The sequence below is a fragment of the Pseudomonas sp. genome, assembly GCF_036404235.1.
Taxonomy (GTDB): Bacteria; Pseudomonadota; Gammaproteobacteria; order Pseudomonadales; family Pseudomonadaceae; genus Aquipseudomonas.
In genome coordinates this window covers 1-21,002 of record NZ_DASWOT010000058.1, presented here as the reverse complement: position 1 = coordinate 21,002, position 21,002 = coordinate 1, and the positions used below count along the sequence as shown (strand labels likewise).

At 56.5% G+C, this 21,002-nt stretch carries 26 protein-coding genes; 11 read left to right on the top strand and 15 right to left on the bottom strand.

The genetic code is table 11. From position 1 onward, the window contains the following. The first annotated feature begins 136 nt into the window (after window positions 1-136). From VGC62_RS07495 to VGC62_RS07470, 6 genes are all read left to right on the top strand, one after another. Window positions 137-868, top strand: coding sequence for a GntR family transcriptional regulator (locus VGC62_RS07495; RefSeq protein ID WP_331186438.1), 732 nt, complete (start codon window positions 137-139; stop codon window positions 866-868). Between the two features lie 404 nt (window positions 869-1,272). Next, window positions 1,273-2,079 carry a transporter substrate-binding domain-containing protein gene (locus tag VGC62_RS07490; protein WP_331186437.1) on the top strand — a complete coding sequence of 269 codons (807 nt, stop codon included), beginning with the start codon at window positions 1,273-1,275 and terminating at the stop codon, window positions 2,077-2,079. A 26-nt stretch (window positions 2,080-2,105) separates the two neighbouring features. After that, entirely contained in the window at window positions 2,106-2,780 is a 675-nt protein-coding gene (locus VGC62_RS07485) for an amino acid ABC transporter permease (protein WP_331186436.1), read from the top strand. Further along, window positions 2,780-3,532: an amino acid ABC transporter permease gene (locus VGC62_RS07480; RefSeq protein ID WP_331186435.1), complete on the top strand. Its 753-nt coding sequence runs from the start codon at window positions 2,780-2,782 to the stop codon at window positions 3,530-3,532. The genes VGC62_RS07485 and VGC62_RS07480 overlap by 1 nt, the downstream gene beginning before the upstream one ends. A gap of 5 nt (window positions 3,533-3,537) precedes the next feature. Then, the gene (locus tag VGC62_RS07475; RefSeq protein ID WP_331186434.1) at window positions 3,538-4,275 is read left to right on the top strand and encodes an amino acid ABC transporter ATP-binding protein; all 738 of its coding nucleotides are present in this window, start codon (window positions 3,538-3,540) and stop codon (window positions 4,273-4,275) included. A gap of 35 nt (window positions 4,276-4,310) precedes the next feature. Beyond that, window positions 4,311-4,733, top strand: coding sequence for a RidA family protein (locus VGC62_RS07470; protein WP_331186433.1), 423 nt, complete (start codon window positions 4,311-4,313; stop codon window positions 4,731-4,733). A 124-nt stretch (window positions 4,734-4,857) separates the two neighbouring features. On the opposite strand, the gene VGC62_RS07465 is transcribed toward VGC62_RS07470, so the two are convergent. Beyond that, entirely contained in the window at window positions 4,858-5,427 is a 570-nt protein-coding gene (locus VGC62_RS07465; protein ID WP_331186432.1) for an elongation factor P, read from the bottom strand. 87 nt (window positions 5,428-5,514) lie between these two features. Further along, a complete protein-coding gene (gene earP / locus VGC62_RS07460; RefSeq protein ID WP_331186431.1) occupies window positions 5,515-6,648 on the bottom strand; it encodes an elongation factor P maturation arginine rhamnosyltransferase EarP in 1,134 nt (377 codons plus the stop codon). A 131-nt stretch (window positions 6,649-6,779) separates the two neighbouring features. On the opposite strand from earP, the gene VGC62_RS07455 reads away from it, so the two are divergent. The 5 genes from VGC62_RS07455 (at window position 6,780) to VGC62_RS07435 (ending at window position 9,653) form a co-directional block, all read left to right on the top strand. Then, window positions 6,780-7,181 (top strand): hypothetical protein, encoded by a 402-nt coding sequence (locus VGC62_RS07455; protein WP_331186430.1) that lies wholly within the window; start codon window positions 6,780-6,782, stop codon window positions 7,179-7,181. A 24-nt stretch (window positions 7,182-7,205) separates the two neighbouring features. Then, window positions 7,206-7,688: a transcription elongation factor GreAB gene (locus tag VGC62_RS07450; protein WP_331186429.1), complete on the top strand. Its 483-nt coding sequence runs from the start codon at window positions 7,206-7,208 to the stop codon at window positions 7,686-7,688. Window positions 7,689-7,810: 122 nt separating this feature from the next. Continuing rightward, window positions 7,811-8,017: a hypothetical protein gene (locus VGC62_RS07445; protein ID WP_331186428.1), complete on the top strand. Its 207-nt coding sequence runs from the start codon at window positions 7,811-7,813 to the stop codon at window positions 8,015-8,017. 368 nt (window positions 8,018-8,385) lie between these two features. Then, window positions 8,386-8,844, top strand: a complete 459-nt coding sequence (locus VGC62_RS07440) for a DUF1003 domain-containing protein (protein WP_331186459.1) — start codon at window positions 8,386-8,388, stop codon at window positions 8,842-8,844. 269 nt (window positions 8,845-9,113) lie between these two features. Beyond that, on the top strand, window positions 9,114-9,653 hold the full coding sequence (locus VGC62_RS07435) for a PaaI family thioesterase (RefSeq protein ID WP_331186427.1): 540 nt from the start codon (window positions 9,114-9,116) through the stop codon (window positions 9,651-9,653). A 324-nt stretch (window positions 9,654-9,977) separates the two neighbouring features. Here the strand turns inward: VGC62_RS07435 and VGC62_RS07430 are convergent, their stop codons facing one another. The 13 genes from VGC62_RS07430 to VGC62_RS07370 form a co-directional block, all read right to left on the bottom strand. Then, on the bottom strand, window positions 9,978-10,328 hold the full coding sequence (locus tag VGC62_RS07430; protein WP_331186426.1) for a DUF202 domain-containing protein: 351 nt from the start codon (window positions 10,326-10,328) through the stop codon (window positions 9,978-9,980). After that, the gene (locus tag VGC62_RS07425) at window positions 10,325-10,729 is read right to left on the bottom strand and encodes a YidH family protein (RefSeq protein ID WP_331186425.1); all 405 of its coding nucleotides are present in this window, start codon (window positions 10,727-10,729) and stop codon (window positions 10,325-10,327) included. Before VGC62_RS07425 ends, VGC62_RS07430 begins: the two co-directional genes overlap by 4 nt. A 142-nt stretch (window positions 10,730-10,871) precedes the next feature. Next, on the bottom strand, window positions 10,872-11,855 hold the full coding sequence (gene argR, locus VGC62_RS07420; protein ID WP_331186424.1) for a transcriptional regulator ArgR: 984 nt from the start codon (window positions 11,853-11,855) through the stop codon (window positions 10,872-10,874). 174 nt (window positions 11,856-12,029) lie between these two features. Next, a complete protein-coding gene (locus tag VGC62_RS07415) occupies window positions 12,030-12,794 on the bottom strand; it encodes an ABC transporter ATP-binding protein (protein WP_331186423.1) in 765 nt (254 codons plus the stop codon). A gap of 36 nt (window positions 12,795-12,830) precedes the next feature. Next, entirely contained in the window at window positions 12,831-13,943 is a 1,113-nt protein-coding gene (locus tag VGC62_RS07410; RefSeq protein WP_331186422.1) for a succinylglutamate desuccinylase/aspartoacylase family protein, read from the bottom strand. Between the two features lies 1 nt (window position 13,944). Next, window positions 13,945-14,643, bottom strand: a complete 699-nt coding sequence (locus VGC62_RS07405; protein ID WP_331186421.1) for an ABC transporter permease — start codon at window positions 14,641-14,643, stop codon at window positions 13,945-13,947. Further along, the gene (locus tag VGC62_RS07400) at window positions 14,640-15,329 is read right to left on the bottom strand and encodes an ABC transporter permease (protein ID WP_331186420.1); all 690 of its coding nucleotides are present in this window, start codon (window positions 15,327-15,329) and stop codon (window positions 14,640-14,642) included. The genes VGC62_RS07405 and VGC62_RS07400 overlap by 4 nt, the downstream gene beginning before the upstream one ends. Window positions 15,330-15,418: 89 nt before the next feature. Continuing rightward, window positions 15,419-16,195 (bottom strand): ABC transporter substrate-binding protein, encoded by a 777-nt coding sequence (locus VGC62_RS07395; protein WP_331186419.1) that lies wholly within the window; start codon window positions 16,193-16,195, stop codon window positions 15,419-15,421. Between the two features lie 414 nt (window positions 16,196-16,609). Further along, window positions 16,610-17,284 (bottom strand): DUF2931 family protein, encoded by a 675-nt coding sequence (locus VGC62_RS07390; protein ID WP_331186418.1) that lies wholly within the window; start codon window positions 17,282-17,284, stop codon window positions 16,610-16,612. An 8-nt stretch (window positions 17,285-17,292) separates the two neighbouring features. After that, the gene (locus VGC62_RS07385; RefSeq protein ID WP_331186417.1) at window positions 17,293-17,967 is read right to left on the bottom strand and encodes a DUF2931 family protein; all 675 of its coding nucleotides are present in this window, start codon (window positions 17,965-17,967) and stop codon (window positions 17,293-17,295) included. An 8-nt stretch (window positions 17,968-17,975) separates the two neighbouring features. Further along, window positions 17,976-18,650: a DUF2931 family protein gene (locus tag VGC62_RS07380; protein ID WP_331186416.1), complete on the bottom strand. Its 675-nt coding sequence runs from the start codon at window positions 18,648-18,650 to the stop codon at window positions 17,976-17,978. A gap of 8 nt (window positions 18,651-18,658) precedes the next feature. Further along, window positions 18,659-19,333, bottom strand: coding sequence for a DUF2931 family protein (locus VGC62_RS07375; RefSeq protein ID WP_331186415.1), 675 nt, complete (start codon window positions 19,331-19,333; stop codon window positions 18,659-18,661). Beyond that, window positions 19,326-21,002 (bottom strand): DUF2235 domain-containing protein (locus VGC62_RS07370; RefSeq protein WP_331186414.1); only part of this gene is annotated, 1,677 nt, incomplete at its 5' end. The genes VGC62_RS07375 and VGC62_RS07370, both read right to left, overlap by 8 nt.

The following is a 21,002-nucleotide window of genomic DNA, read 5'->3' as shown; positions in this document are numbered from 1 at the left end:
TTTTAAAATTGCAGATTGTCAACAATCCGTCAAGCACGATACCGCTATTATTTTTACCCACGTCGGCGCTGGAGCACTCCAGCATGAGCCCGTGATAAGCTCCGCTGCTACACGTACAAGGCGGGTGGAAAGCAAAATGGTTGCAAAGAAAAACGCGGCGGGCGCCGTGCTCGCGCCCATGTCTAATCTGGAAAGCGCCCAGCACGCGGCCGATCAGATCCGTGCTGCGATCATCCAAGGGCAGTTTCGCCCCGGTGAACGTCTGATCGAAAAACAACTGACCGAACAACTGAACCTGTCACGCCATCCGGTGCGCGAAGCGTTGCGGCGTCTGAGCCGTGAAGGCTTGGTGGAAATGCGCATAAACCGAGGGGCGATCGTCGCCGAGCTCAATCCCGATGCCATTCTGGAGGTCTATTCGATCCGGGCGGCTTTGGGCAAACTGGCACTCAAGACGTTGATCACCACGCCTGAAAGGTTGACTCCCGCTGTGCTCAAGAGTCTTGAAGCGCTGGCCAAAAATGCCCTGAAACTGGCGCGACAGGACAACCAGGCCAATACCATCGCCAATGACATGCAGTTCCAGAGCAGCATCGTCCAAGCCAGTGGATTGGAGCGCTGTACACGTTATTTCGATGAGCTGACCGCCGAGGTACATCGCTTCAACAACCTTTCGCGTATCGCCTACACCGACAGAGAAGGAGACGCCATCAACTATGTGTTGGCGTTGTACGAGGCCATCAAGGCCCGCGACTTGCAACAGGCCCAGAGCATCTGGCAGCTCAAGTTCAGCCGTGCGGCGGAGCGGTTCATTGCCCACACCGATCCAATGGCTGGCGATGGACAAGCGCTGGAGATTCTCGGTTGAACCGGCAGTAGCCTCTAAAAAAATTAAATTTTTTCTGCACTGTTTCAGTTCAAGTCCTCGACCGGGACGCGTTCGGCGCCCCGCTGACGAGCGCGATTTCGCCACCCAGGACGGTACGCCTCGAACATCGCGCACCGCTCCTGGAGCCACTGACGCTCTCCACCCCGACACAAAAAACCCATAAAAAACAGAACAGTAACCCGTTTGAAACGGCAACAACCTGCCGTTTTCGACAACTTTTTAATCCTGATCGACTGAACACTGCCCACCATCAACAACTTCAACGCTTCTCAAAAATGGCCCGTCGCTACCTTATTGACATCGAATAGATTGTTGATAATCATCAAAAACGCCCGCTGTTTCGATTCCCGGAATAGCCTGTCTGGATACGTCTGGAGTCGAGCATGCTAAAAAAATTTGCGATAGCAATGTTGGGTCTGCTGCTGGTAGCAGGTGCGGAACAAAGTGCTCAGGCCCGTCCCCTCGACGAGATACTCAAGAGCGGCACCTTGCGCGTCGGGGTCTTGCCCAACTCACCGCCGCAGTCGGCGTTGGGTGCCAACAACGAACTGGAAGGCTTCGACATCGACGTCGCAAAAAAGCTAGCAGATACCCTGGGTGTGAAACCCGAATTTGTCATGACCGAAATTGCCCAGCGCGTGCCCTTCCTGGTCACTGATCGCATCGACGTCTGCCTCGGCGGCCTGACCCGAACGGTCGATCGTGCCAAGCTGATTAGCTACACCATGCCGCTGCACACCGAATCGATGGGCGTATTGACCACCGATAAAGTGAAGATTGGTAACTGGAAAGAACTCAACGACTCCAAGTACACCCTGGTGCTGATCAGAGGCGTGTGGACCGCAGACTTCCTCAAGCAAAACCTTCCCAATGCCAAAGTGCTGTTCGTCGACACCATGGCAGACACCATTCGCTCTATTGCTCAAGGCCGCGCCGATGCACTGGTGGAAAACATTGAGTTCTACGTGCCATTCACCAAGAACTACCCAGACGTACATTGGCAGACCATGCCCGAAGCACTTAACACAGCATATGACGGTATCGGCCTTGCACAGAACAACACCGCATTGCGCGATGTGCTGAATGTAGCGCTGTACAACCTGCATACCAGCGGCTTCGTCAACCAGACCTGGGAAACCTGGTTCAAGGCGCCAATGCTGGTCAAGATCGTGCCCTCGCCCTACTTCTGACACGGCACGTCAACGGGAGGCTCCTCATGCACTACAGCTTTCAGTTCGGTGAGATCCTCAAGCAGTGGCCCGACTTGCTGGCAGGCGCGGGCGTCACCCTGTTGGTCGGCTTCCTGGCGTTTTGGATCGGCATGCTGATCGGACTGGCCGGTGCATTGGCGCAACAGCAAGCCAGCACATGGGTACGCAAGTTGGTACGCGGTTACGTGGTGTTCTTCACCAATACACCGTCGCTGATCCAGATCTTCGTGCTGTTTTATGGCCTGCCAGATATTGGGATCGTGCTGTCGCCGATGGCGGCGGTACTGATCGGCTTGTCGCTAAATGCTGGCGCCTACCTCACCGACATCATCCGCGGTGGGCTGGTTTCAGTGAAAAAGGCGGAGCTGGAAGCCGCCGCCACCTTGAACATGAATGGCTGGCAGAGCTTTCGCTACGTCACCCTGCCCCATCTCGCGGCGACGCTGTACCCGATGCTCTCAAACTTTTTTATCTGGATACTGTTGGGCAGCTCGATTGGCGGTCTGTTTGGGGTCAACGAGTTAGCAGGTAAGGCCATCGATATCAGCTCTACGACAATGCGCAGCATTGAGGCGTTCTCCGTGACGGCAGGCATCTATGTGCTGCTGACCTTTATCGCCAGCTTGTTCCTGTATGCGGTCGGCTACTTCTGTTTCCGAGTTCGCGCGAGGTTTATCTGATGCTGACTCTTTCCCAGCAATTGCACCAACTGTTCAGCGGTTTCACCTTAATGTTCCTTTTGCAGGCTGCCTGGAGCACCTTGGCACTGGCCGGCATAGGCTGCGCGATGGGACTGATGATGGGCTTTATGATCGCCTGTATCCGCCGTACACAAAGTCTTTACCTCTTGCCCGTACGCGCGGTGCTGATTCTGTTTGTCGAACTCATGCGGCGTATTCCTTTTCTGGTCACGTTGTTCCTGACGTTGTTCGTGCTGCAAGCCATGGGCACTAGCCTGTCATTCTTCATAATCGGTCTGATTGCCGTGTGCCTGATTTCCACGGCGTACCTGGCAGAGATCTTCCGCGCAGGGTTCGACTCGGTGCCCCACGCGCAAATCGAGGCAGCACAGACCCTCAACTTCAGCGCTACCCAATTGATCTTCCTGGTGATGCTCCCCCAAGCGTGGAAGGTGGTGTTGCCGCCAGCATTCAGTTTCATGGTGTCGTTCATCAAGGACACCGCGCTGGCCTCGCAACTGGGCGTGGTGGAGCTGACCTTCGCTGGCAAGATTCTGATCACCCGGGGCTATTCCTCGTTTCTTATCTATGGCTTGGTACTGGTGATTTATTTCGCCATCTCCTACCCGCTCAGCCGCCTGGGGGCACGTTTGGAGCGGCGCGTCAGTCAAGCCATAAACCCCGACATGCCAGCTGCTGAAAGCGCGTTGCTGTCACCCACGCACGCTCAACCCCTTCTGAATCGGAGATGAATGCGATGGCGCATCTGCACATTAACAACCTGTCCTGCTCCTACGGCCAACTGAGGGTGCTGGACGGCGTCAACCTGACCTTGGAGAAAGGCCAGGTCGTCAGCCTTATCGGCGGCTCTGGCTCAGGTAAAAGCACACTGCTACGGGTGATCATGGGCCTCACAAAACCTGATCAGGGCAGCATCGACATCGAGTCAGACGCGATCGACTACAACTCCCCTGGCAGCGTTCGCAGCGCACGCGAAAAAATTGCCATCGTCTTCCAGCAGTACAACCTGTTCCACAACATGAGCGTGCTGCAGAACGTCATGGTCACCCCGGTCAAGGTCCAAAAGCGCCACCCCAGCAGGGTCCGCGAAGAAGCGTTGGCGCTGTTGGCCAAGGTAGGCCTGCAAAGTAAATCCGAGGTATACCCGGCGCAGTTGTCCGGCGGCCAGCAGCAACGAGTGGCGATCAGCCGCGCGTTGGCCCTAAACCCACACATCCTGCTGCTCGACGAAGTGACTTCAGCGCTGGACCCAGAGCTGGTAGGCGAAGTGCTGGACACCATTCGTATCCTCGCCAACGAAGGTATGACCATGCTCATCGTCTCCCACGAAATGCGTTTTGTGCGCGAGGTTTCCGACCAGGTGGCGATGATGGATAAAGGCCGCATCATCGAGATGGGACCTCCCGACCAACTGTTTGACGCCCCGCAAAACCCTCGTACCCAGGCCTTCATGAAAAAGATCGCCTGGCACTGACAACTCCCCGTACTTACTCAGGACAACGACTTTTCATGGCTCAGATCAGCAAACTCAAATCCGGCAGCATTCTCGAAGAGAAGGAAAGCTTTTCGCGTGCCGTCGTCGTCGATAACTGGATATTCATGTCACTCACTTCCGGGCGCGATTATAAAAGCCGGGTGATGCCGGACACCGCCGTCGGCCAAGCCGAGAATGCCCTGCGCAACGTCGAAGGCGCATTGCAGGCGATCGGCTCGCAATTGAGCGATGTGGTGCGCTCGCGGATATTCATTCCCAACCAGGCAGATGTGCCTGCGGTCATGGCATTCATCGGCGAACGCTTTCGCGGGATTGACCATGCGCACTGTGTGACTTGCTCGCCGCTGGGCGGCCCTGAGTACCTATTCGAAATTGAAGTTACGGCCTACAAAGGCGCCGGAAGTGGACCACAGCAGCGGTTGACCATTAGCTTGTAGTCACTGCGGTGAGCCTGCGATTGCTAAGCCATCGTTTCCAGGTAGCAATGGACCACCCAGCACCCATAAAAAAGCCCGGCTGCAAAGCCGGGCTTTTTTGCGTTTGAGCGCTACAACATCGTGCTTATTTAGCACGACCTTTGTAGGAACCGCCTTCACGGGTGTCGATTTCGATCATGTCACCGATTTCGATGAAGTCAGCAACGCTCAGCTCAGTGCCGTTTTTCAGCTTGGCTGGCTTCATGACTTTGCCCGACGTGTCGCCGCGAGCGGAGCCTTCGGTGTAGTCAACCTGACGCACGATAGTGGTCGGCAGCTCGACGGAAACCAGACGTTCTTCGAAGAAGATCGCTTCACAAACGTCGGTCATGCCTTCTTCAACGAACGGCAGAACGGCTTCAATATCTTCAGCGTTCAGCTCGTACATGGTGTAGTCGGTGGTGTCCATGAACGTGTAGGTATCGCCGCTGATGAAGGACAGGGTCGCTTCTTTACGGTCGAGGATTACGTCGTCCAGCTTGTCGTCGGCGCTGTAGACGATTTCAGTCTTATAGCCGGTCAGCAGGTTCTTCAGCTTGGTTTTCATGATCGCGCTGTTACGACCCGACTTGGTGAATTCAGCTTTCTGAACCAGCCAAGGATCGTTCTCAAGCTTGATCACGGTACCGGGTTTGAGTTCTTTACCAGTTTTCATTACGTATATCCGAATTTGGATGGAAGTACTTTCTAAGCCCTGTACGAAAAGCCACTTTTCGTACAGGGCTTAATACAAGGCCGCGTATCATAGCGAATTTCGATAAAACCTTACTAGCGCAGTCGTCAGATCGTCCTGCAAAGCCTGTTCCAGACACCAGCGCTCAGCGTGTGCGGTGATCTCTGGCCAGTGTTTGGTCAGCGCATTCCAGCTTTGGCTCATATCCTGGCCTGCATTCCAGCGGTGCCATACCGCCGTCAACGCCTGACCCGCGCCATCGGACAACCCCACTTGGTACAACTCCAGAAACGCGTCGAGCTTGGCCCAATGAGCGTCATCGTCCTGTTCATAGATATGCCAGATCAGCGGCCTGCCCGCCCATTGCGCCCGAATGAACGAGTCTTCTCCGCGCACCACGTTGAAATCGCAGCACCACAACAGTTGGTCGTAATCCTCCTGGCGGACGAACGGCAGGACCTGAATGGTCAGCGCATCGCGTTGGTTCACGTCGCCTGCCTTAAGCTGATCAACGCCAAGCCAACGCTGGACATCCCCAATGACCCGACCTTCCGGCACCAACAAATGGGTGTGCCGGTCATCAAGCGCCAGACAATCAAGCCAACTGCCTAAGCCTGCGTGCTCATAGGCGAACAGCGAAATCAATCGTGCGTCGGCAGTTGGAACGATGCCCATGTCCCGAAGAAACGATCGCTGCGCGTCGTTATCGGACTGAAACGCCTTGCGTCGATCAATCAGCCCAGCCTCGCGTAGCAACCCGCCGGTCTTGTTCGTAAAGCCTGGAAAGAAAAAGTACTTGCGCAGGCCTGAAGACTGGATCGAAGGCAGGCCATGGCAACCTGGCACCCAGTCTTCTGCGCTCAAGTACTCCAGATTGAACCACAACGGCCTTTTTTCGCAGGCGTGCATCGCCTCGATGTACACGGCCGGCAGGCGACAGGCAAAGGCTTCGACGACCACGTCAGCAGGTTGCGTCGGCTGCCAGTCTTTGGCCCAATGACACACACGCACGCCATCGCACATTTGCTGTTGTGCCAACGGATCGGCGCCGGGCCGCAAACGGGCGAAAGCAGGCAAATCGTCGACCCACAGGCGCACGTCGAAGTCATGCTCTGCCACCAACTGACGCGCCAAACGAAAGGTCACGCCGACGTCGCCGAAGTTATCCACAACCGTGCAGAAAATATCCCAAGAGGCTTTCATCCCGGCTCCTTGTGGATGTCGAAAAGTGCGAATTGTCCTTCATAACGGCGCACGATCACCAGCCCCGGACGTGCGACAATCGCCGGCATTCACATGCCCATGTCAACCACGTGCCAAGTCCGGAGTCTGTCATGCCCACCTCGATACGCCGTCGCGAATTGTCGGTCACGATTAAGCCATTGAAATTATTGCTCTGTATTGCGCTGGGTATCTGGCTGGGGTTTATCGCTATCGTCCTTACTGGGCTGCTGATTTTCAAGCTGCTGCCAGCCGAACAGGCGCAAGCGCTGACTAACGCAGCAACGCAACTGGCGGCACCTCCCGCACCCAAAGCACAGCCGCAAAGTGACAATCCGATGTTCGATCAGTACAGGCAGATATTGCACGACAGCGAGCAGCGTCAGGCGCAGGAAGCAGAACAGGCCGAGCGGCAGAAATCCTTCAACGGCCCGAAATGCCAGTTCTGGATGCAACAAAACCAGACCGCCCCCAGTGAAAAGAGCCGCGCCAGTGTTTATCAATTCTGCGGTTGAGCCGACAAAAATGAATCGATGCCCATGAACAAACAACACGTTTTGCAACAGATCATCGAGACGCTAAAAGTTGACCTCGATGTCGCCACTCGGGCCGCGCAAACGGCCTATGAAACAGCGACGCATGAAGAGAACATCGCCGAGAACAAATACGACACGCTGGGCCTGGAGGCCTCGTATCTGGCGGCAGGTCAGGCGCGACGGGTAGAGGAAATTCGTCATTCGTTGGTGCTGTATCAAAAGCTGGTGCTTGAGCCTTACGACGAACAACGCGGTATTCAGTCGGGGGATCTGATTACCCTTGAGTCGGCTCACGGCGTGCAACAGCACTTGTTTCTTGGGCCAGACGCAGCCGGTTTGAAGGTCCGTCACGAGCACATCTTGATCACTGTCATCACCGCCAAGGCGCCGTTAGGTCAAAACCTGATCGGCAAGTTCGACGGCGATGAGCTGGAAATCAGCGTCAATGGCGCCCGGCAATCCTTCGAAATCACGCAAATACTGTGATCCGTTGATCATTTGCAGGGTTGAAGGGGCAGACTTTTTATGGGTAAGGTGCGCAGTCGCACGACAAACGGTGACCCCGGAAGATGGAGCCGGGAGCTAGGACCCAATAAAGGAGATATTTCATGACGAACGTCATCACTTTCCCTGACGCCCATGAACGTGATCGCCTCAAGTCCAGTGACCATCAAGGATTGATATACCTGAGCAAAAAAGAGCGACAACTGATCGACAGACTGCGCCTGACCAGCCACGCGGGACGGCAGTATGTGTACGACTACGCGAACATCATGCACCTATCCAAACCTTTGCATCCTGACCCGGTGGATTGACTGCACAGGGGTTCGAGCTGGGCCATTGCGGGAGAAAGCCTGCCCGCGGTGCCCTGTTTGGACCGATAGGGTTTGCCTGGCAGAAAATGCTCTCACAGGAACGCACATCCCTGCGCCCGGGGCCAATCGTTCCGGCAACGCCATAAAGCACGCCTCACGCAAATAGGGGGCGTTAAGCGCACGTTCAGCCGATGTGCAACAAGTGGCTACAAAGCTGCAAAGTCCGCGCTTATAGTGGGGCATGTTTTTGCCAGCAGGAAACCACCATGCCCACCGCAGCACCTGATTCAGCTACCCCGGTAACTGGCGCCCCCAAACGTAAATCCACCGTCGATCATCTGCGCTTTCACAAAGCCCATGCGCATCTGATGCCAACCTTCGGTAACGACGCGTTCGCGCTCAAGGCCGAGGCATTCGCACGTTTCTTCGGCACCCCCACATTTCTAGGCGGCCAAACCATCATCGTGGTGCTGTGGGTGGTGGCGAATATGACCGGCCTGGTGAAATTCGATGTCTACCCCTTCATCCTGCTGAACCTGGCCTTCAGCCTGCAATCGGCCTATGCCGCCCCGCTGATCCTGCTGGCACAAACCAGACAGGCCGCGCGCGACAAAGCCAACGCCGACGCCGACGCGCAGCACCGCGAAGCGCTCGCCGTGGCCAATGAAGAGCGCATGGCGCAGGCAGCGCAAAATACCGCACAAATGTTGGAACTGCTGGAGCAAAACACCCGACTGACGCAAATGACCAAGGAGCTGAGCGAGCGGATCGAAACGCTGACGGCAGATATGCATCAGCATTTTGTGAGAAAAAATAGCCACACCTGATAGCCCTCGATCCTGTAGGAACCGCCGAAGGTTGCGAACCGGTGAGTCATATAAAGACTCGTTACCCGATAGGCAATAAATCGCAGCCTTCAACGGTTCGTAAGCGTCCACAAAAGATCGCGTCAAAGTCGCCTGCTCTGCCTATCAAGTGAACGCTTCAGTCTCTGTTGGACATTTATTGTATTGCGATCAACATCGAATATAGGGATTATGTCCGTAATTTAAATGCATCCGGTCATCCCGCCGAATGCCAGAAGGAGTTGGAAGCCATGCCCAGCAGCTCTCGCGAAGACACCATTGCCCTTTGGCTGGCTCAGGAGCAGGACATCCGTGCTCGACTGGGCAAGGTCGGGAGCATGAGCCTGATGGACGTTGCACAGCTCACACCGCAGGAATTCTTCGACGGGGTCGGCAATGGTGTGTATCCCCATCCACCGATTGGGGAACTGATGGATTTCGTGCCGCTGGAATGGTCCGATGGCACGTTCATCTTCCAGGGCACGCCCGGCCCTCAGCACTACAACCCGTTGGGCAGTGTGCATGGCGGTTATGCAGCAACGCTGCTGGATTCGTGCATGGGCTGCGCCATTCACACCCGCCTGCAAAAAGGTCAGGGCTACACCACCCTCGACCTGCGTATCAGCTATGTACGCGCGTTGAGCAATAAGGTCGGCCCGATTCGCGCTGAGGGCACAGTGGTCCATGTCGGTCGCTCTACCGCCTTGGCCGAAGGCCGTATCTATGACGCCGAGGGTCGGCTGTACGCCACCGGCACTACCACCTGCATGATCCTCGATATGAAGCGTTAAGCCACCTCTCTTGCAAAACCGTGAGGATATCCACCCTACAATCCATGCATTCATGACCTGAAACCAAAAGTCTCTTTCCCGTTACTTGGTGTTTGCGCAGCGAACTAGCAAGACATGGCGCAGATCGCAGCGCTGGACCGTGGTCATCGCCTGACCAGCCCCGGTAGCCTCGCGCCACAGTAGGATTGATCAGCGGATGCAAGGCATTCAAGGCGATGACCACCAAACGCGGCGACCCGCACGACGGCCTATGGCCCGCATCGCCCCAATAACCTGGAGGAGTCGCCATAGGCTGCGATGCGGTGTGTCAGTTGCCGACAGTACTCAGGGAAACATCACGGCATAAATCCCGATGAGGCCCAGGACGATCACGATAGCGCCGAGTACCATTACCTCGCGCAACGGCACCGAAATCCGCTCTTTGCGCATGCCGCGCGTACTCTTGCGGTAGCGCGAATTCAGCCCCAGCTGGATCAACAGGCACGCCGCCAGGGTCACGATTATAGGGATCAGTGCAATCAGCCCGAAATGCGGAATCCAGCGCAGGAACAGCGTGCAACACACGATCAATGTCATTAGGGTGCGGCGCCACGCCAGCAACGTGCGCTCCGGCTGCAACCCTGGATCATCATGCCCGATGGCTGCCCGCGTGCGACCCGCGGTGCGACGAATCACAAAGCGCCAAAGCTCAAAAACACGATCAACCCGGCCGCGACCAACGCCCCGCCCAACGACAGAAGCGGTATCAGCACCGGCAACGGTAGCGGTTTGCGCTGGCGCATCGCGCGTTCCACTTTCAGCCAACGCACACAGGCACTGCCACTGACCAACATTGCCAACACCAGCAACGTCAACGCCACGCCTCTGCGCAGGTCGGGGCCAAAGACTTCGCCGGTGAATGCCTCAACCGCAATACCGCCGGCAAGAAACGCCAGCGCCGTGCGAATCCAGGCCAGAAACGTACGCTCATTGGCCAGGGTAAAGCGGGGGTCAGGCTCGCAACCAGCACCTAATAAAGAAGCGCTGAACCGATTGCGATCATGCATAGCGGGCTTGGAGGGATCTGGAGAGTTCATGTCACACCGTGGTCGGGTAGATGGGCGAAATCATAACGGTCACACGAATGAAAGGCCCGCGTCGGATGCGGGGAGAAGATGCCTTTGTCGCACGACGCCATATAGATGTCGCCTGCACATGGATGCGCCAAGGATTCTGCGCTCAACCGCGCTCAGCCGGCACCGACGATAATTCAAACGGGCTATTACTGCGGCGTTGGTTGCGGTCTTCGCGGGGGGTGGCGCCGAAAAAGTTTCGGTAGGCACTGGAGAAATGCGGGCCTGATGAGAAGCCACACGACAAGCCGATCTGGATGATCGATTTGCTGGTCTGCATCAGCATCTGCCGCGCCTTGTTCAAGCGTAGCTCCAGATAATACTGGCTCGGTACGCGATTGAGGTACTGCTTGAAAATCCGCTCCAGTTGCCGTCGCGACACACAGACATGCTGGGCGATCTCGTCAGTGGTCAGCGGCTCCTCAATGTTCGCCTCCATCAACAGTACCGCCTGGGTCAGCTTCGGATGGCTCGACCCCAGGCGATTTTGCAATGGAATGCGCTGACGCTCGCCGCCTTCACGAATACGCTCCACCACCAACTCTTCGGATACCGCACCGGCGAGCTCAGCGCCGTGATCGCGGGACAGCACCGCCAGCAGCAGATCCAGCACCGACAGTCCACCGCAGGCAGTCAGACGGTCCCGGTCCCAATCAAACAGATGACTGGTAGCGATGACCTTCGGGAAGCGTTCGGCAAAATCATCCTGCCAGCGCCAATGCACCGCAGCACGGTAACCGTCCAGCAATCCCAACTGCGCCAGCGGATAAACACCGGCCGACAAGCCCCCGACTATGCAACCCGCGCGAACCACTTGCTTGAGCGCGCCACTCAGGGCAGAAGACATAGGCGCGGGTGGTTCGTCGGCCAACAGGAAAATTTTCTGACACCCTTCCAGTCGCCCATTCCACGGCTCGCCTGGAAGTTGCCAGGCAGCGCCATCGAGCGGGGTTTCGGCCTGCAAAAAAGACAATTCGTAAACCACATCGGGGTGGACCCGCTGGGCGACACGCAAGGCTTCCTCGGCCAGCGCCAAAGTCAGGGCTTTGGTGCTGGGCCAAATAAGGAAACCTATTCGATGGGCAGTCATGGTGTGCAATCCGAAACGTGTCGCTATTTATTGTGCGGACCGTGTGAAAACTACGGCGGCCTGCATGGGTCAAGCGTTGAGGTGCTTGCGCTAAATCGGGTCCAACCAGGTCATGTCGTCGATATGAATGAATCGCAGCATGACCTGTTCTGCAGCAAAAGCCACCGCCAGTCGTTACTTCAAGCTACCCGAGAGGAAGCCCTGCAAGCGTTCCGATTGTGGATTGAGCAGCACTTCACGCGGATCACCCTGCTCTTGCACCACACCTTGATGCAGGAAGATCAACTGGTTCGACACCTCACGGGCAAAACCCATTTCATGAGTCACCACGACCATGGTCCGGCCTTCCTGCGCCAGCGCCTGCATGACTTTCAGTACGTCACCGACCAGCTCTGGGTCCAACGCGGAAGTTGGCTCATCGAACAGCATGACTTCCGGCTCCATCGCCAGCGCACGGGCAATCGCCACTCGCTGCTGCTCACCACCGGACATATGCCCAGGATAGGCATCCTTGCGGTGGGAAACGCCCACCTTGGCCAGGTAATGCTCGGCTTTCTCCAGCGCTTCCTTTTTCGACAGGCCGAGCACATGAATCGGTGCTTCGATGATGTTCTCCAATGCTGTCATGTGTGACCACAGGTTGAAGTGCTGGAACACCATGGACAGCCGCGAGCGCATGCGCTGCAACTGCTTGGGGTCCGCAGCCTTGAGGGCGCCGTCCTTGCCCGCAACCAGCTTCAGCTCTTCATTGTTCAGCAGGATTCTGCCGGCATGAGGCTGCTCAAGCAGGTTGATGCAACGTAGAAAGGTACTTTTGCCCGAACCACTGGAGCCGATGATGCTGATCACATCGCCCGCCTTGGCCGTCAGGGAAACGCCCTTGAGCACTTCGTGGCTGCCGTACCGCTTGTGCAGGTCCTGGATTTCCAGCTTGTTCATGCTTTCGGTTCTCACAGCTTTCGTTTCTCAAAAAAGTCAGTCGCTGAGCAAGCGACCCTGACGCAGCGCAGTGCGCCCCGCCACTTTGGCCAACCAGAAACCCGGCTGGGCGTAGCGCAGTCGCTCGATGGCGAACAGCACACCGGCGGTTCCAGCACAGACCGTGGTTGCCTTGTCGGACAGCGGATCAATCACCTCGAACAAGGGCTCACCCACTTCTACCCACGCGCCGGCTTGACGCAGAAACGTCACTACGCCGGGATGCGGAGCATAGAGCAATTCGGTGCCTTCGAACGGCATGCCTTCACAGGCTTCGACTTGGGGTTTTGGCCACTCGCCGCCGATCAACCCTTGCTCGGCGAGAAATGCCAGAATGCCCTCGGCGTGCGCCTCGGCTTGCAGCTTGCCGGTATCGGCCTGACCGCCCAATTCGAGGGTAGTCGCCAGGCAGACCAGTGGAATCTGCGCCTCGGGAAACTGCCGGGAAAGCCGCAACCAGGGCAACGAGCACGCTTCATCGAACGAACTGCCGCCGGATTCTTCAGCCAGCAGGCCCACGCGAACATCCAGATGCGCAGCCAACGAACGCCATTGCGGCCAGTGTTGCGGTAACGCGTACATGTGCAGCGCCGCCTCGGCATCGCAATGCAGATCGAGGACGATATCTGCGACGCAGGCGTGGCTCAGCAATAAACGCTGCAAGCCCTGCAATTGGCTTGTTGGCGCAGGTAATTGCTCCAGCACGGACACCATGGACTGGCGGATCAACTGGATGTTGGCGTGCGGGTCATCACCCAACTGACCATTGAGCAACTTGGCCACTGGCTCGCTCAGGTCGGTGAAATCACGGTTGAAATTCTTGCCACTGCCGAACTCGAAGCGGCCTTGGTGAGCACCTTGCATCAGTTGGCCCAGACCGATTGGATTGGCCACCGGCACCAACTCGATGACGCCGTTGAGCAACCCTTGCTCTTCCAGTTCAGCCAGACGTTTTTTCAATTCCCAGGCGGTGCGCATGCCGGGCAATTCATCGGCATGCAGACTGGCCTGGATATAGGCCTTGCGCTCGCCCTTGCCGAAACGAAACACGCTCAGTTGCCGCTCGGTACCGAGGGTGCTCCACGGCAAAACATGATCGACGCGTTGCATATCAGTGCTCCCTTGGCGCGAGGTAGCTCAGCCAGCGACGCTCGGCCAGCTTGAACAGGCGCACCAGAATGAAGGTCAGGCACAGGTAAAGAGCCCCTGCGGTGATATACGCCTCGAAAGGCAGATAGAACTGGGCGTTGACTGTACGGGCCGCGCCAGTGATGTCAATCAGGGTCACGATGGAGGCCAGACTGGTGCTCTGCAGCATCATGATTACCTCATTACTGTACTGCGGCAGCGCCCGGCGCAACGCCGATGGCAACAGAATGCGGCGGTACATTTTCGAGCGCGACATGCCCATCGCCCTGGCCGCTTCGATCTCGCCCGCAGGCGTCGCCTTCAAGCTGCCAGCGATAATTTCGGCGGTGTAAGCGCTGGTGTTGATCGCAAACGCCAGACACGCGCAAAAGGTTGCGCTGGATAACACCGGCCAGAGGAAGCTTTCGCGCACCACCTGAAACTGCGCCAGGCCGTAGTAGATCAGAAATAGCTGAACCAGCATTGGCGTGCCACGAATCACGTAGGTGTACAGCCAGGCGCTCAGGTTGACCCAGCGCACGGTCGAGACGCGCATCAGCCCCAGTGGCAAGGCCACCAACAGACCGAAAAACAGCGAAATCCCCAGCAGCTTCAAAGTGATTAGCAGGCCACCGAAGTACAGCGGCAGGTTTTCCCAGATCACGTGGTAATCGAAAATCATAGGTCTGCCGCCCTAACGCCTGCCGAATAGCGTTTCTCGACATAACGCAGTACCAGCAGCGACACACTGGTGATGACCAGGTACATCGCCGCGACCGCGAGAAAGAAAGTGAAGGGTTCGCGGGTGGCATCCGCCGCCTGCTTGGCCTTGAACATCATGTCTTGCAGACCCACCACGGAAATCAGCGCAGTGGCCTTGGTCAATACCAGCCAATTGTTGGTAAAACCGGGGATCGCCAGACGAATCATCTGTGGCACGAGGATACGGAAAAACACCCGAGTACTGCTCATGCCGTACGCCATGCCTGCTTCGGCCTGACCTTTGGGAATCGCCATAAATGCGCCGCGAAAGGTTTCCGAGAGGTACGCACCAAAAATGAAACCCAGCGTGCCGATGCCGGCCATCAGTGGGTTGAGGTCGATGTAATCGTCATAACCGAGCAAGGGCGCGACACGGTTGAGCAAATCCTGACCGCCGTAAAAGATCAGCAGAATCAGCACCAGATCGGGAATGCCACGAATCACCGTGGAATACAGGTCGCCCAGCCACGCCAGCCAGCGTACTGGCGACAGCCGCAGTGCCACACCGATCAGGCCGAGGACAATCGCCAGCGCCATGGAGGCCAAGGCGAGCTGTAGGGTCAGCCATGCACCGTCGAGGATGACAGCCCCGTAGCCTTTCAACATGGTGTTCGGCCCTCTGGCGTGGACATGAAAATGGCGCAATCAGACGGCTTGAAACCATGCTGTTGCGCCATAAGTGAGGTCAAAACGACTTACTGGCCGTAGATGTCGAAGTTGAAGTATTTGTCCTGGATCGCCTTGTACTTGCCGTTGGCCCGAATGGCGGCGATAGCGGCGTTGATTTTGTCCAGGTCAGCCTTGTCGCCCTTGCGCACAGCGATGCCTACGCCGTCACCGAAATAGTTGACGTCGGTGAAAGCCGGGCCAACGAATGCATAGCCTTTGCCGGAATCAGTGTTGAGGAAGCCATCCTGTAACAACGTGGCATCCGCTACGGTGCCATCGAGACGACCGGCACCGATGTCCAGGTAGATTTCGTTTTGCGAGCTGTACGGTTTGATCTCGGCACCCAGTGGAGCCAAAACTTCCCTGGCGAAACGCTCGTGGATCGATCCACGTTGCACGCCGATGTTCTTGCCCTTGAGCTCGCTCAGGCTATCACTGACAACGGTGCCTTGCTTCATGACCAGACGGGCCGGAGTGTTGTAGTACTTATTGCTGAAATCGACCGATTTCTTGCGGTCTTCGGTGATCGACATAGACGACACAATAGCGTCGATCTTGCGCACTTTGAGTGCCGGGATCAGCCCGTCGAATTCCTGCTCGACCCATGTGCATTTGACGTTCATTTCTTCGCACAACGCGTTACCGATGTCGTAGTCAAAGCCGACGATGTTGCCGTCCGGTGCTTTCGAGGCAAACGGAGGGTAAGCCGCTTCGATGCCGATTTTCAGAGGCTTTTCATCGGCGAAGGCTGGCTGTGCCAAAACGGACAGCGCCAGTGCGCCAAGAAGCATGAGCTTTTTCATTTTTTTGGACCCCATCGGTAAAGCGCGACAAATGGCAGAGTGAGCGAGACGCTCAATGTGCAGAAGGAAGATCAGTGATTGCGAGGCGAGGTGCCATCAAGGCTTGGCTCGACATGCCGTCGGCGAGTGGTCGGCATTTTAACGGCAGGTCTGAAGTCGATATTTCTTCAATGCGACAACTAGTTATAGATGCACCGAAAAACCGAGCAGCCTGATTGACAGCTCATTTTTTTTCATGGGAGGGCGATGCACCCGCCCTTACGCAACAAAGGTTGCGCGCATTATTGGCAAAGCTTGGTCATCCAGCAAGTACGGCATATCGCATCACGCCTGTAAGAGATACGCCGCTCTGTCGCACAGCAAACAGGGTCCGTTGTGGTGGGATGAGCGACAAAAGCTTATTCATTGAGGTGTTCACCACGATCCGTATGGGATACCGAACTTCTTGATATAGGCTCTGGATTCAGCCGAGGGCGGGTCGAATTGACCATTTGATTCGCCATCATTAGGCCCAGTCGGATCAACCTTGGCCTGCACCCGCGCGATCTCGATAGGCGTCAAGCAGGGGCCTGTGACCCAGGCCTTGGCAATGCCACCGGGTGCCAAGCCGATGACGATGGCTTCGCGGTATTGAACTTCCGTTTTGCCAGTAAATCGACAGAACGCATTTTCTTTTTTGCGCATGATCTCTCGGATTGATTCAGGGATATCGATGCGCGTGTGATAAATCTGCGGCTCGACCAGCGATTGCCAGCGGACATAGATCTGCTTGGGCAGGTCGGCGCCTTTGACGTATTTGCCTTTTCCCCAGCTCGGTGTTTCGTCCCATCCCTTCGGACTGCCTCTAAATACTTCCGGGATCCCTTTGCTGAACGCTCGTGGATAGCCAATAGCAGGAATCCCGCTCCCTGCCTGGATACGCACCATTCCATCGATACCGATGGCATCAGCGGTCTCAATCCATACTTCCATGTAGTCTGGTGCAAAAAAACTTAGATGCCAGGCATCGTAGGGCATCGAACGGCTGTTAGCGGTTGTGCAGCCGCTGAGCAATATCGATAGCAGGATGACTGGCAGTAGCTTATTCACTCTACTGCTCACCACGAGCCATAAGGCACGCCGAATTTCTCAACATAGGCTTTTGAAGTGGGAGACAGAGGACGGTACTTACCACCGGATTTGCCGTCATACGGCCCAGTCGGATCAATCTTGGCCTGCACTCGCGCGATCTCGATAGGCGTCAAGCAGGGGCCTGTGACCCAGGCCTTGGCAATGCCACCGGGTGCCAAGCCGATAACGATGGCTTCGCGGTATTGAACTTCCGTTTTGCCGGTAAATCGACAGAATGCATTTTCTTTTTTGCGCATGATCTCTCGGATTGATTCAGGGATATCGATGCGCGTGTGATAAATCTGCGGCTCGACCAGCGATTGCCAGCGGACATAGATCTGCTTGGGCAGGGCGGCACCTTTGAGGTATTTGCCTTTGCCCCAGCCGACACGATCTGGCCATCCCTTCGGGTCACCTTTGAATACCTCAGGAATCCCCTTGCTTCGTGCCCGTGGATACCCTATGGAAGGTACGCCGCTAGCTGCTTCGATACGGACCATCCCATCGATACCGATGGCATCAGCGGTTTCAATCCAGACCTCCATGTAGTCAGGGGCGAAAAAGCCAAGACGCCAGGCGTCGTAAGGCAGTGAATGGTTGTTCGCGCTGGTGCAGCCGGTAATTAAAAGCCCCAGTGCGAAGATTAATACGAGCTTTTTCATTCAACTGTTCACCACGAGCCATAAGGAACGCCGAATTTCTCAACATAGGCTTTTGAGGTGGGAGACAGAGGACGGTACTTACCACCGGATTTGCCGTCATACGGCCCAGTCGGATCAACCTTGGCCTGCACCCGTGCGATCTCGATAGGCGTCAAGCAGGGGCCTGTGACCCAGGCCTTGGCGATGCCACCGGGTGCCAAGCCGATAACGATGGCTTTGCGGTAGTCGGTGATCCATTTCCCATCAGCAGGGCAGAGCGTTTTTTCCCCCTTGCGCATGATGTCTCGGATTGACTCAGGGATATCGATGCGCGTGTGATAAATCTGCGGCTCGACCAGCGATTGCCAGCGGACATAGATCTGCTTGGGCAGGTCGGCGCCTTTGACGTATTTGCCTTTTCCCCAGCCCATCCGTACAGGCCAACCCGCTGGTTTGCCTTTGAATACCTCTGGAATGCCTTTACTGAAAGCACTCGGATAACTCATCGCAGGGTAACCGCTGCCCGCCTGGATGCGAACCATCCCGTCGATACCGATGGCATCAGCGGTCTCAATCCATACCTCCATATAGGCAGGCGCAAAGAAGCCCAATCGCCAGGCCTCGTAAGGCATCGAACGGCTGTTAGCGGTTGTGCAGCCGCTGAGAACGAATGCTGAAAGGATGAGCGACAAAAGCTTATTCATCAGGGTGCTCACCATGAGCCATACGGGATGCCGAATTTCTCGATGTAGGCTCTGGATTCAGCCGAGGGCGGGTCGTATTTACCACCGGAGTCGCCGTCGTTGTGCCCTCGCTGAACATGCGTTCCCTGCACCCGTGCGATCTCGATAGGCGTCAAGCAGGGGCCTGTGACCCAGGCCTTGGCAATGCCTCCGGGTGCCAAGCCGATGACAATGGCTTTGCGGTAGTCGGTGATCCATTTCGCGTCGGCACGGCAAAAGGTTTTCTCGCCCTTGCGCATGATCTCTCGTGTCGCTTCAGCTATATCGATCCGGGCCTGATAAGTTTGCGGCTCGACCAAAGATCGCCAGCGGATATAGAGTTGTTTGGGTAGATCTGCGCCCTTGACGTATTTGCCTTTACCCCAACCGACACGATCTGGCCATCCCTTAGGGTCGCCTTTGAATACCTCAGGAATCCCCTTGCTTCGTGCCCGTGGATACCCTATGGAAGGTACGCCGCTAGCTGCTTCGAAAATGACATAACCACTGTTATCCAAGACGTTGGCTGTCTCAATCCAGACCTCCATGTAATCAGGGGCGAAAAAGCCAAGACGCCAGGCGTCGTAAGGCAGTGAATGGTTGTTCGCGCTGGTGCAGGCAGTAATTAAAAGCCCCAGTGCGAAGATTAATACGAGCTTACTCATTGGGGTGCTCCGTGCGTAGGTCGTTGTCGCCGGGGCGGTTGATGAACACCGTATCGCGTTCAGCCGTCGAGTGAGTGGCGGGGTTCCAGTGCGAGGAGAGGTGAACGTAGCACTGATAGAGCAACGCCTCCTCGGTGGGGCTTAAGCCGTAGGTGCTGGATTTCCCCATGGCATAAGCCATGAGTTTCTCGGCGATGGGAAGGAGATCTTCAGGCAATGCCAGCCGTTTATCGTCGTTAGGAATTTCTTGAAACGGCACGCCATGCTGCACCGCCAATTCACGCATGATGCGCAGGTAAATCAGCCCCAGATCATTGCGTACTTCGCGCAGGCTACTGACGGCCGCATAGACCCGTTTAGTGTGAGAGAAATCTCCGTGGGCATAACTATCGACATTCACCTGCCATGTACGGATTTCCAGCGGCAGGGCGTAATTGGCGTACAACGCCTGGATCTGTTGCAAGTCTTGCAGCGTGAGTTGATAACTGACAGCGCTGTGGGTCGGCGTCTGTTTATCGATTACGCTGTGGCGCGGTTTGCTCAGCAGCACGCGCTCGACCATATCGGGCCGGTATCCGCCGCCCAGATCGGAATGCACGCCGGGCAGGGCGATGTCCGCGTCGCCCGCTTTGTTCAACGAGAAGTTGTAGCGCCGTTCGTCCTTGGCGACCAGGTGAACGACCTTTTTGGCAGCACCCGGCGCGAGGCGAATATCAATGCCAGGGTTAATGGCGTTATTGCTGCTGAAGTCGCCGTCCAGGTACGAGGTTATCGCCGCGACTGTGTCGAAAATGCCGATGTAGTTGATGCAGAAATCGGTCTGGTGGGTCCAGGCGAAGTTATCTGCCAGCACCGGTGATCCAGCTGGGAGCGCTTTGGCAATGATGCTGTCGGGACCTTTGAGCACCTCGTTGGCAAAATCCCTTGCCGCTGCTGCACCACGACTGAAACCGAAAATGTCGAACTCAATGCGCTTGATGCGCTTATCGGGGTTCTTCTCCTGAAAGGTCCGAAGGGTTTCAAGAAGTAGCGCTGGACTTTCCTCAACACGGGCCCTGACCCCTTGGGTGCCAAGGCCGGTGGCTTGCGAATACATCGAGTCGCCTTGGGTGCTGCTGGTGCCGATGCCTTCGACATAGACGGGAAATGACGCTTCTGTCTCATCATCTGGAATTTGCTTGTCGCTGTCGTCTCTGTAGAGCTTATAAAGCTTGGCCACATTACTGCTGTCATTACCGTAACTGTTATCGGGGGCGCCGCCATGGCCATCAAATCCATGCTGCACGCAGAACTGACGGATGTCCGCAGCCGCTTCCTCAAGGTTTACGTCGCGGGCAAAGCAAGCGCGCACTTTTTCACTGTTGTCCCGGTTGTTGCCGGTGCCATCGAAGAACATCCCAATGCGCAGGGTAATCAACTGCTCCTGCTCGACCTCTTCTTCCTCCTCTTCGATCTCGCTGTCGACAAGCTCGTCTTTAGGGGTACGGTCATAGCCTGGGCCGCGGGTGGATATTGGGCCTAGGTAGGCGTCAGCTGTCGACGGTGTAGGGCCGTTGCTGCTTAGATAAGACGAACCGAAGAAGGAAGGCTCCAATCGGGCCCGGCAGGGGCAGGAGCTGACGCTGTCCAGCGAGCCCGCTGCACGCCTGCCTTGGCTGATGATGTAGGA